Source organism: Actinosynnema sp. (genome assembly GCF_052038725.1).
In genome coordinates this window covers 1-10,910 of record NZ_JBQGCX010000147.1, presented here as the reverse complement: position 1 = coordinate 10,910, position 10,910 = coordinate 1, and the positions used below count along the sequence as shown (strand labels likewise).

Genomic DNA, 10,910 nt, shown 5'->3' with positions numbered 1-10,910 from the left:
CGCCCGCGAGCGCCATGCCACCGCCCTGGCTGGTGCGCAGGGCGGTGCGCGCGATGCCGAACGCCCGGCCCCGGTAGGCGTCGGGCAGCAACCGCATCCAGGCCGCCCGCGCGGGCGTGTGGTACGCCCCGGCCATGCCCGCGATGACCAGCAGCACGATCGCCCAGGTCAGGTTCGGCTCCAGCGCGAACAGCGCCAGCGGCGCCAGCGACAGCACCGCCAGCGGCCCCATCAGCCGCTCCCGCTGCCGGGGGTCGCGCACGAAGCGGAACAGCAGGGCCACGCCCAGCACGTTCGCGGCGGGCTCCACGGCCAGGATCAGCCCGACCGCCCACACCGCGCCCAGCCCGTCGGCCAGCGGCACCGCCAGCCCCTCCGGCACCATCGCCAGGCCTGCCAGCAGCCGCATCCCCAGCAGCGAGCGCAGCCGGGGCTCGGTCAGCAGCAGCGCCAGCGCGCTCCGCGCCCCCTCCGGGTCCTCGGGGGCGCTGCGCGGCGCGGCGGCGGGCCGGTGCTCGACGGACAGCTGCACCAGCACCGCGACCAGCACGAAGCTGGCCGCGTCCAGCGCCAGCGCGGCGCCGGGACCGGCCCAGGTCACCAGGAAGCCCGCGGCGGCCAGCCCCACCATCTGGGCGACGTCCACGGAGGTCCCGAACAGCGCCACACCGTCGTCGTAGCGCTCGTCGGGCAGCACCGAGGGCAGGCTCGCCTCCTGGGCGGCCAGGAACGGGGAGGCGACCATGAGCGCCGAGAACAGCAGCGCGACCATGCCCCACAGCGGCACGCCGGGGATCGCCATCGCGCCCACCAGCACGGCCTGGAGCCACGCGCACGCCACCATCACGGTGCGGCGCGGGTAGCGGTCGGCGACCCAGGCCAGCAGCGGCCCGGACACCAGCGGGGGCAGCAGCGTGGACGCCCAGGTCACGGCGGTCCACGCGGGGGAGCCGGTGCGCTCGAACACCAGCAGGGACAGCGCCACCGCGGCGAGCTGGTCGCCCGCCGTGGACGCCACCGAACCGATCCACAGCCCGCGGAACTCGCGGTTGCCCACCAGGGCGCGCAGCGCGCCCCCGGAGGTCACCCGCGCCCCCGGACGCCGGACCCCGATGAGCGAGTCACGTCATCCCCACCAGAAGCAACTGATCCTCGAGGCCCGCGCGCGGGGCGGCGGTGGTCGACCGCTCGGCGTCCCGCGGGAGCGCGCACCCGAAACCGACTTGACTGACCGCGTGCGGCGGTTATCGGTTGGGAAAGAGTCCACGTCCTTTGCTGAGTCTGTCCTCCCGGCGGCCGTTCCCCGCCTCGACCGCGCCCACCCTACGTCACGACCCGACGCGACCGCGCCGGGCGCGCTGGGCCGAGCGGACCACGAACGGGTCGAGCGTTGGGACGTGGCGCGGCGGCGGTCCGGGGGAGTAGCGGGAGGGGCGGCGCACCGCCGTTCGGGGGAACTCCGCGCGGCGAACGCGCTGCGGGGCGCTCAGGGGTGCGCTACCGAGCGCTACCCTGCTCCGCGTGGAACGGGAGGACCGCTGGAGGTCGCGGGGCATCAGCGCCGAGGAACTGGTCGCCCGGCACCGCGCGCTGCCCAGGGTCGACTACGCCCTGATGAGGCGCGAGGCCGACGAGTTCTTCGGCACCGAGGACCGGATCGGCGACGACGACCCGTGGGAGCGAGCCCGCGTCCCGGAACCGCCTCAGAACTGGTAGTACAGGAACGGGCTGAACGTCCCGCCCGCCACCAGGATCGCCGCGTACAGCGCGCCCACCGTCATCACCGCGACCCGCAGCCCCGTCGCGACCCGCGTGCGCGCCGACTCCAGGTACGGCCCCGTCACCGGGTGGTTCGGCAGGAGCACCACGACCAGCGCCAGCACCAGCAGCGCGATCCGCTGGTTCGTCGCCGCCACCGCCACCGCGTCCGGCAGGCCGTCGAGGTCCGGGACGAGCATGTTCCCCAGCACCGAGAACGCCGTGCCCAGGTCCGGCGACCGGAAGAACACCCAGCCGACCACGACCAGCAGGAACGTCAGCGCCCGCCGCCCCAGCAGCGCCTTGCGCCCCTCGGGGGCCTTGGCCCACCCGAACCGCCGCTCCACGATCAGCAGCGCCCCGTGGAACACGCCCCACACCAGGAACGTCCAGTTCGCCCCGTGCCAGAACCCGGTCAGCACGAACACGATCGACAGGTTCCGGTACGTCGTCCACGTCCCCCGGCGGTTGCCGCCGAGCGGGATGTACAGGTAGTCCCGGAACCACCGCGACAGCGACATGTGCCACCGCCGCCAGAACTCGGTGATCGTCACCGACGAGTAGGGCCGCGCGAAGTTCTCCGGCAGCCGGAACCCCAGCATCCGCCCGAGCCCGATCGCCATGTCCGAGTACCCGGAGAAGTCGAAGTACAGCTGCAGCGCGTAGCCGATCGCACCCAGCCACGCCACCGACCAGGTCATCTCGTCCGAGGGCGTGGCGAACGCGGCGTCCACCAGCGGCGCCAGCGAGTCCGCGACGATGACCTTCTTGCACAGCCCCAGCGCGAACCGGGGGAACCCCGCCGCGATGTCGTCCAACCGGTGCGTGCGCTCCTGCGGCAGCTGGTCGGCGATCTCCCGCCACCGCACGATCGGACCCGCCACGAGCTGCGGGAACATCGCGATGTAGGTGATGAACGAGACCGGCTCGCGCAGCGCGGGCCGCTCGCCCCGGTACACGTCCACCACGTACGAGATGTGGTGGAACGTGTAGAACGAGATGCCGATCGGCAGCGCCAGGTGCACCACCGGCAGGTCCGCGCCCACGATCGAGGCGATCGCCGCCAGCTGCTCGGTCGCGAACCCCAGGTACTTCCACACCAGCAGCACGGCCAGGTCGAAGCCGATCACCCCGACCAGCAGCACCCGCCGCCTGTCGGCCGCCAGCGGCCCGTCCGGAGCCAGCTTCAGCCCGGCGAGGTAGTTCACCACCATGCAGGCGAGCAGCAGCAGCGTCGTGCCGCCCGCGCCCGTCACGTAGAACAGCAGGCTGGCCACCGCGACGATCCCGTTGCGCCAGCCCCTGGGCGCGACGAGGACTGCCGTGAGCACGGCAGGCACGAAGAACCAGAGGAAGAGCGGCGTGGCGAAGGACATCGCGGGTGAGGGTAGCCGGGGCAGGGGTGATCGATCTCGGGAGTCGGCGAGTTGGGCGGTCCCCGCGGGGACCGCCACCACCCGTCAGCCCGCTAGCGGGCGTCCAGCCTGCGCCTGCGCGCGACCTCGGCGAGCACGACGCCCGCCGCGACCGACGCGTTCAGCGACTCCACGTCCGACGCCATCGGGATCGACACGGTCTGGTCGCAGGTCTCCCGCACCAGCCGGGACAGCCCCCGGCCCTCGGAGCCCACCACCACGACCAGCGGGCCCGTCGCCAGGTCCAGGCCGTCCACGTCCACGTCGCCGTCCGCGTCGAGGCCGATGACCATCAGCCCCTCCTCGGCCCACTCGCGCAGCTGCCGCGTCAGGTTCGTGGCCACCGCGATCGGCAGCCGCGCCGCCGTGCCCGCGCTGGTCCGCCACGCCACGGCCGTCATGCTCGCCGAGCGCCGCTGCGGCAGCACCACGCCGTGCGCGCCGAACGCCGCCGCCGAGCGCACCACGGCGCCCAGGTTGCGCGGGTCGGTGACCCCGTCCAGCGCCACCAGCAGCGGCGGGCGGCCCGACTCCTTCGCGGCCCTGAGCAGGTCGCGCGGCTCCGCGTACTCGTACGGCGGCACCTGGAGCCCGAGGCCCTGGTGCATCGCGCCGCCGGTGATCCGGTCCAGCTCGCCGCGCTGCACCTCCAGCACGGAGATGCCCCGGCTCGCCGCCAGCTGCACCGCCTCGGCCACCCGGTCGTCCGCGTCGATGCCCAGCGCCACGTACAGCGCCGTCGCCGGGATGCCCGCGCGCAGGCACTCCACGACCGGGTTGCGGCCCGCCACCGTCTCCGGCGCGGCGTCGGCCGCCTTGCGCCGCTGCTGGCGCACCGCGTTGGCCTTGGCCGCCGCGTTCGCCTTGCGGTAGGCCGGGTGGTTCGGCCGGTCCTGCGCCTTGGGCGTCGGGCCCTTGCCCTGCAGGCCCTTCGACTTCTGACCGCCGGAACCGACGACCGCGCCCTTCTTGGAACCGGGGTTGCGCATCGCCCCCCGGCGCTTGGAGTTCCCTGCCACGAGCTTCAGCTGTCCTTCAAAGTCCACAGTGGACCGTCGGGGGTGTCCTCGACGGCGATTCCGGCGGCGAGCAGGCTGTCGCGGAGGGCGTCAGCCCGCGCGAAGTCCCGCTCCTTGCGGGCCGCCACCCGGTCGGCGAGCACCCGGTCCACCAGCGCCTTCAGCGCGCGGGAGGTCCCGCTCTCGCGCCCGGCGGAGGCGGACCACCGCTCGGACAGCGGGTCGAGCCCGAGGACGGCGGTCATGGCCCGGACCGACGACGCGGCGGCGCGAGCCCCGGCGTCGTCCCCGGACTCCAGCGCCGTGTTGCCCTCGCGCACCCGCTTGTGCACCGCGGCGAGCGCGCCGGGGGTGCCCATGTCGTCGTCCATCGACGACACGAAGTCCTCGCCCAGCTCGCCGTCCGCGTCCACGGCCCCGGTGCGCTCGACCACGCGCCGCAGGAACGACTCGATCCGCCGGTAGGCGGTGACCGCCTCGTCCAGCGCGGCGGGGGAGTACTCGATCGTCGACCGGTAGTGCGGCCCGACGAGGTAGTACCGCAGCTCCGGCGCGCGGACCTGCTCCAGCAGCGCCGGGATCGACACGGTGTTCCCCAGCGTCTTGGACATCTTCTCGCCGCTGAGCGTCACCCAGGCGTTGTGCATCCAGTACTGCGCGAACCCGTCGCCGACCGCCCTGGACTGGGCCTGCTCGTTCTCGTGGTGCGGGAAGATCAGGTCGATGCCGCCGCCGTGCACGTCGAACGTCGGGCCCAGGTACTCGGTCGCCATGGCCGAGCACTCCAGGTGCCAGCCGGGCCGCCCGTCGCCCCACGGCGTGGGCCACGAGGGCTCGCCGGGCTTGGCGGCCTTCCACAGCGTGAAGTCCCGCTGGTCCCGCTTCCCGGTCAGCTCGGACTCGCCCTGGTGGACCTCGTCCACCCGCTGCCCGGACAGCTTCCCGTACTCGGGGAACGAGGACACCGAGAAGTACACGTCGCCGTCCGCGGCGTACGCGTGCCCGGCGTCGACCAGCCGCCGCATCAGCTCGACCATCTGCGTCACGTGCCCGGTGGCGCGCGGCGCGTAGGTCGGCGGCAGGCAGCCGAGCGCCTCGTAGGCGTCGTCGAAGGCCCGCTCGTGCTCGAACGCCCAGTCCCACCAGGTCCGGTCGTGCTGGGCGGACTTGACCAAGATCTTGTCGTCGATGTCGGTGACGTTCCGCACCAGCACGACCCGCTCGTGGGTGCGCGCGAGCCAGCGCCGCAGCACGTCGAAGTTGAGGCCGCTGCGCACGTGCCCGATGTGGGGAACGCCCTGCACGGTCGCCCCACACACGTAGATCGACGCCGTTCCGCTGATCTGCGGGCGGAACTCCCGCAGTTCTCTGCTTGCGGTGTCGTAGATGTGGAGGCTCACCCGGAGAATGGTACGGGCGATGGCCAACCGGGGGTGAACCGCCTTTCGGCGGCAGGCGCGCGACCGCTAGGCGTGCCGGGAGATCGCGTTCAGCAGCGCGTCCGGCCGCTCCTGCGTGGGCAGCGGCTCGACCAGCTCGAACCGGCACCCCACCGCGCGCGCCCCGCCGTCCGCCTCCTCGCTGTCCCCGATCATCAGCGCCTCGCCCGGCTCGACCCCCAGCCGCTCGCAGGCCACCTCGAACAGCTTCGGGTCCGGCTTGACCACGCCCTCCTCGTAGGACAGCACGAACTCGTCCACCCGCCCGAGCACCCCGTGCCTGGCGAACACCGACCGCACGTCCCAGCCGATGTTGCTCACCACGGCCGTCCGCAGGTGCGTGCCCAGCGCGACCGCGGTGTCCGGGTAGGCCTGCCAGCGGGTGGGGGAGAGCAGGCTCTCGTAGAACCCGTCCGGGTCCTCGGCGCCCGCGCTCGCCAGCGCCTCCACGTGCGCCTCGCGGTGCGCCACCGGGTCGAGGTCGCGCCGCTCCCAGGTGTCCGCGTCCACGGCGAGCCCGTCCGGCAGGCCGAACGGCGCGGTCAGCGCCCGCATCAGCTCGCCGTGGAGCGCGAACGAGGGGTGCTCCAACCGGAACAGCGTGTTGGAGAAGTCGAACAGCACGGCGCGGATCGTCACGTGCGAGCACGCTACGTCGTCGGCGCGCCGCAAGTCCCGACCACAAGACGCACACCACACCCCGCCGCGCTGGGCCCACCCGGTGGGAGCAGCCGGTGATCAGCGGTCGGTGACCGGCCGCCTGCGACCGGGTGTCGGCCGTCCGGCGCCGCGACCGGGCGTCAGCCCCTGGGCAGCAGCAGCGCGGTCGCGACCGCCGCGACGCCCTCGCCGCGGCCGGTCAGCCCGAGCCCGTCCGTGGTCGTCCCGCTCACCGAGACCGGCCCGCCGAGCACCTCGGACAGCACCTTCTGCGCCTCGGCCCGCCGCTTGCCCACGCGCGGCGCGTTCCCGATCACCTGGACCGCCGCGTTCCCGACCACGAACCCCTCGGCCTCGACCAGCCGCCGGGCCTCCGCGAGGAACTCCACGCCGTGCGCGCCGGACCAGCGCGGGTCGCTGGTGCCGAACACCGCGCCCAGGTCGCCCAGCCCGGCCGCGGACAGCAGCGCGTCGCACAGCGCGTGCGCCGCCACGTCCCCGTCCGAGTGCCCGGCGCACCCGTCGGCGCCCTCCCAGAGCAGCCCGACCATCCAGCAGTCGCGACCCGGCTCCACGGGGTGCACGTCCGTGCCGATGCCGACCCTCACCCGGTTCCTCCCACGAGCAGCGCCTCCGCGACCGCGAGGTCGAAGGGCGTGGTGACCTTCATCGCGTCCTGGTGGCCCGCGACCGTGACGACGGGCACACCGAGCCGCTCGACGAGACCCGCGTCGTCCGTCGCGTGCAGACCCGACTCGTGAGCCGCGCGGAGCGTGGCCGCGTCGAAGCCCTGCGGCGTCTGGACGACGCGCAGCAGCGAGCGGTCCGGGGTGTCGACGACGACCCCTTTCGGGTCAACCCGTTTGACGGTGTCCGCCACGGGCAACACCGGGATGACCGCGGGGTGGCCCGCCAGCACGGCGTCCACCACGTCCCGGACCACGGCGGGAGGGGTGAACGCGCGAGCGGCGTCATGCACCAGGACCACCCGCACGTCCGGCACCTCGGCCAGCGCGTGCTCCAGCGCCAGGCGGACCGAGTCCGACCGCTCGGCTCCCCCCGCGAGCACGTGCACCGCCCCACCGGCGGGAGCCAGCGGGGCGGTGACGGTTCTCACCTGATCCACATCGGACGGTGGCGCCGCGACGACGACGTGCCGCACGCGTCCGGACTCGAAGAGCCCTCGGATCGCGCGCACCAGGAGTGGCACGCCTGCCACCGGGACGAGCGCTTTGGGCATGCCGAAGCCCAGCCGCTCACCCCGGCCCGCAGCGGGCACGAGCGCGACAACACCCATGTTCGCGGTGTTCCGTGCGGTCTGCTCGGTGAAGATCAGGACGCGGTCGCGAGGACCTCGTCGAGGAGGACCTCGGCCTTGTCCTCGTCGGTGCCCTCGGCCAGCGCCAGCTCGCTGACCAGTATCTGCCGGGCCTTCGCCAGCATCCGCTTCTCGCCCGCCGACAGCCCGCGGTCCTTCTCGCGCCGCCAGAGGTCACGCACCACTTCGGCCACCTTGTTCACGTCACCGGACGCGAGCTTCTCCAGGTTGGCCTTGTACCGCCGCGACCAGTTGGTCGGCTCCTCGGTGTGGGGAGCGCGCAACACCTCGAAGACCTTGTCCAGACCCTCTTGGCCGACCACGTCGCGCACGCCTACGATCTCGGCGTTGTCTGCGGGGACGCGGACGGTGAGGTCACCCTGGGCGACCTTGAGGACGAGGTACTTCTTCTCCTCGCCCTTGATCACGCGGGTCTCGATCGCTTCGATGAGAGCGGCACCGTGGTGCGGGTAGACGACGGTCTCTCCGACCTTGAAAACCATGTGTCCTCTGCCCCTTTCGCTAACTCCATCCTAACACGCCAAGCAATCCCCTCATCGGTCTCCGGAGATCGGTTCGCGCTGGTCAGGGCCGCGCGGGGGGTTGACAAACCACCTGTTCGCGTGCAACGGAAGCGCTGCGTCACCGTGCGCTAGGCCACCACGTGCCGCCGGTCGGGGCGGTCCCGGTTAGGCTCCTTGATCGGTGGTCGGGCCTGGTCCTGCCGCTCCCGTCAACACACCGGAAGGATCTGAGCAGCCGTGGGTCGCGCACAGCAGAAGTCCCCAGCTCCTCGCCGCGCGGTCGTCGTCGCCGCCGCGGTCGCTGGCATCGGTCTCATCGCAACGGCTTGCGGCGCGGGGCAGATCACCCAGACCAGCCACAAGGTGGCCGCCGTCAACGGCGCGTCGGGCGACGCGGGCGTCATCGCGGTCCGCGACGCCCAGCTCCAGTTCCCGGTGGAGGAGGGGCACTACGCGACGGGCGGCTCCGCGCCGCTGGTCGTCACCATCGTGAACAACGGCGCCGAGCTGGACCGGCTCACCTCCGTCACCAGCACCGCGACCGGCGAGGCCGAGCTGAGCGGGGACGTCGAGCTGGAGCCGACCACGAGCATCGTGGCCGAGACCGCGGAGAGCGCGCCCGGCAGCTCGTCGGCGCGCCCCACGACCACCTCCGCGCCGTCGAGCGCGTCGGCGCCGTCGTCCGGCCAGCCGTCGTCGGCGTCCTCCGCGTCGTCGGCCCCGCAGTCCGCCGCCTCGCAGTCCTCGACCTCCCAGTCCTCCGCCTCGCAGTCCTCGGCCGCGCCGAGCAGCGGCAACCCCTCCTCCGCGCCCGAGGCCACGGCCGAGCCGGGCAAGGTGCGGATCGTGCTGCCGGACTTCAAGCAGGACGTGCGCCCCGGTCAGACCATCAAGGTGACGTTCCGGTTCGAGAAGGCCGGGCAGCTGACCCTGGACGTGCCGATCGGCGCGACGCCCGAGGCCCGCGTGGAGCAGAAGTCCGAGCACTGAGCCCGCGGGCGTCCCGATCGGACGCCTGAGCGCCCCTGAGCTTCGCCGAGGGCCCCTCGCCGGTGATGACACCGGTGCGGGGCCCTCGGCGTCGTTCCGGGGCCGTGGGGGTGGCGGAACGGGGTCGGTGGTCGACGCGCGGTGATCGCGCGGGGGCGCGGTGGTGGGGCGGAAGCGCTTGCGGGGCGCCCCGAGCCCTCCGGCCTTGCGGAGTCCCGCTGCGACGTTCGCGGCCGTTCGGCGCGCCCGCCGGACCGCCGCCCGCCCCGCCTCGGGCGGCGCGGGCCTTCCGCTGGGCGGTTCCCGCCGCCTCGGTGCGCCGCAGCGCGCGGGTGCGGGGTGCCGCAGGGGTGGCCGGTGGTCCTCGCGGGGCCCGCTCGGGCGTGCTGCGGCCGGGCTGTCGGGGGTGGTGGTTAGCCTGGCCGGGTGGCCAAGAACGTTCGGGCGGCCCGGCCCGTCTACCGGTGCGCTGAGTGCGGGCACGAGGTGTCCAAGTGGGTCGGGCGCTGCCCGGAGTGCCAGGCGTGGGGCACGGTCGAGGAGCGCGGGGCCGCCGCGCCCGCGCGGTTCCTCGCGGGCGCCACGAGCGGCGACGCGCGGCCCATCGGCCAGGTCGACATCGAGTCCTCGCGGGCCTCGGCCACCGGGGTCGGCGAGCTGGACCGGGTGCTCGGCGGCGGGCTCGTCCCCGGTGCGGTCGTCCTGCTGGCGGGCGAACCCGGCGTCGGCAAGTCGACCCTCCTGCTGGAGGTCGCCCACCAGTGGGCCAGCACGGTCGGCCGGTGCCTCTACGTGACCGGTGAGGAGTCGGCGGGGCAGGTCCGGCTGCGCGCCGACCGCACCGGGAACCTGCACGACGAGATCTACCTCGCCGCCGAGAGCGACATCTCGGCCGTGCTCGGGCAGGTGGACGCGGTCAAGCCGAGCATGATGATCGTCGACTCGGTGCAGACCATGTCGTCGCTGAGCATCGACGGGATGCCGGGCGGCGTGAGCCAGGTGCGGGCGGTGACGTCCGGGCTGATCTCGGTGGCCAAGGAGCGGAACCTGCCGATCGTCCTGGTGGGGCACGTGACCAAGGACGGCTCGGTCGCGGGCCCGAGGGTGCTGGAGCACCTGGTCGACGTGGTGCTCCAGTTCGAGGGCGACCGGCACTCGACGCTGAGGCTGCTGCGCGGCATCAAGAACCGGTTCGGCGCGGCGGACGAGGTCGGCTGCTTCGAGCTGCGCGACGACGGCATCGTCGGCGTGCCGGACCCGTCCGGCCTGTTCCTGAACCGGCGCGAGCAGGACGTGACCGGCTCGGCGGTGACGGTCGTGGTGGAGGGCAAGCGACCGCTGCTGGGCGAGGTGCAGGCGCTGGTGGCGCCGACCAGCCTGCCCGCGCCCCGGCGCGCGGTGAGCGGGCTGGACTCGGCGCGGGTGGCGATGGTGATGGCGGTGCTGGAGAAGCGCGGCCGGGTCCCGCTGGGCAACAAGGACGTGTTCACCGCGACCGTGGGCGGGATGCGGCTGGTGGAGCCGTCGGTGGACCTGGCGCTGGCGCTCGCGGTCGCGTCGGCGGCCGTGGACCAGCCGCTGCCGCACGACCTGGTGGTGGTCGGCGAGGTGGGGCTGTCGGGCGAGCTGCGCCGGGTCAACGGCGTGGGCCGCAGGCTCAGCGAGGCGGCCAGGCTCGGCTACACCAGGGCCCTGGTCCCCCCGGACGCCGGTCCGCTGCCGAAGGAGACCCGCGCGCTGGTGGCCAACGACCTCGGCGAGGCGCTGCGGCTGCTGAAGATCACGGG

At 73.7% G+C, this 10,910-nt stretch carries 11 protein-coding genes; 3 read left to right on the top strand and 8 right to left on the bottom strand.

Annotation, left to right across the window (positions count from 1 at the left end; translation table 11 throughout):
* On the bottom strand, nt 1–1,087 hold a 1,087-nt coding region (locus ACTUAL_RS02875), incomplete at its 3' end, for an MFS transporter (RefSeq protein WP_440899166.1).
* A gap of 434 nt (nt 1,088–1,521) precedes the next feature.
* Between ACTUAL_RS02875 and ACTUAL_RS02870 the strand changes: the two genes are divergently transcribed.
* Nucleotides 1,522–1,716 carry a hypothetical protein gene (locus ACTUAL_RS02870; protein WP_440899165.1) on the top strand — a complete coding sequence of 65 codons (195 nt, stop codon included), beginning with the start codon at nt 1,522–1,524 and terminating at the stop codon, nt 1,714–1,716.
* Here the strand turns inward: ACTUAL_RS02870 and ACTUAL_RS02865 are convergent.
* The 7 genes from ACTUAL_RS02865 to ACTUAL_RS02835 all read right to left on the bottom strand — a co-directional run bounded on the left by ACTUAL_RS02865 (nt 1,704) and on the right by ACTUAL_RS02835 (nt 8,112).
* Complete coding sequence (locus tag ACTUAL_RS02865; protein ID WP_096491217.1) at nt 1,704–3,134, bottom strand: MBOAT family O-acyltransferase; 1,431 nt, start codon at nt 3,132–3,134, stop codon at nt 1,704–1,706. The two genes, ACTUAL_RS02870 and ACTUAL_RS02865, sit on opposite strands and share 13 nt — an antisense overlap.
* Nucleotides 3,135–3,226: 92 nt before the next feature.
* On the bottom strand, nt 3,227–4,192 hold the full coding sequence (gene rlmB, locus ACTUAL_RS02860) for a 23S rRNA (guanosine(2251)-2'-O)-methyltransferase RlmB (RefSeq protein ID WP_096491218.1): 966 nt from the start codon (nt 4,190–4,192) through the stop codon (nt 3,227–3,229).
* Nucleotides 4,193–4,197: 5 nt separating this feature from the next.
* Complete coding sequence (cysS, locus tag ACTUAL_RS02855) at nt 4,198–5,592, bottom strand: cysteine--tRNA ligase (RefSeq protein WP_096491219.1); 1,395 nt, start codon at nt 5,590–5,592, stop codon at nt 4,198–4,200.
* Nucleotides 5,593–5,658: 66 nt separating this feature from the next.
* On the bottom strand, nt 5,659–6,270 hold the full coding sequence (locus ACTUAL_RS02850) for an HAD family hydrolase (protein WP_096491220.1): 612 nt from the start codon (nt 6,268–6,270) through the stop codon (nt 5,659–5,661).
* 161 nt (nt 6,271–6,431) lie between these two features.
* On the bottom strand, nt 6,432–6,899 hold the full coding sequence (ispF, locus tag ACTUAL_RS02845) for a 2-C-methyl-D-erythritol 2,4-cyclodiphosphate synthase (RefSeq protein ID WP_096491221.1): 468 nt from the start codon (nt 6,897–6,899) through the stop codon (nt 6,432–6,434).
* On the bottom strand, nt 6,896–7,588 hold the full coding sequence (ispD, locus tag ACTUAL_RS02840; RefSeq protein ID WP_096491222.1) for a 2-C-methyl-D-erythritol 4-phosphate cytidylyltransferase: 693 nt from the start codon (nt 7,586–7,588) through the stop codon (nt 6,896–6,898). The genes ispF and ispD overlap by 4 nt, the downstream gene beginning before the upstream one ends.
* Nucleotides 7,589–7,623: 35 nt before the next feature.
* Nucleotides 7,624–8,112 carry a CarD family transcriptional regulator gene (locus tag ACTUAL_RS02835; RefSeq protein ID WP_012782996.1) on the bottom strand — a complete coding sequence of 163 codons (489 nt, stop codon included), beginning with the start codon at nt 8,110–8,112 and terminating at the stop codon, nt 7,624–7,626.
* Between the two features lie 258 nt (nt 8,113–8,370).
* On the opposite strand from ACTUAL_RS02835, the gene ACTUAL_RS02830 reads away from it, so the two are divergent.
* A complete protein-coding gene (locus ACTUAL_RS02830) occupies nt 8,371–9,123 on the top strand; it encodes a hypothetical protein (RefSeq protein WP_096491223.1) in 753 nt (250 codons plus the stop codon).
* 426 nt (nt 9,124–9,549) lie between these two features.
* Nucleotides 9,550–10,910 (top strand): DNA repair protein RadA (gene radA, locus ACTUAL_RS02825; RefSeq protein ID WP_440899164.1); only part of this gene is annotated, 1,361 nt, incomplete at its 3' end.

Excerpts from the sequence above, each read along its gene's own strand:
- ACTUAL_RS02865 (WP_096491217.1), bottom strand. The coding sequence starts at position 3,134 with ATGTCCTTCGCCACGCCGCTCTTCCTCTGGTTCTTCGTGCCTGCCGTG.
- ispD (WP_096491222.1), bottom strand. The coding sequence starts at position 7,588 with ATGGGTGTTGTCGCGCTCGTGCCCGCTGCGGGCCGGGGTGAGCGGCTG.
- ACTUAL_RS02835 (WP_012782996.1), bottom strand. The coding sequence starts at position 8,112 with ATGGTTTTCAAGGTCGGAGAGACCGTCGTCTACCCGCACCACGGTGCC.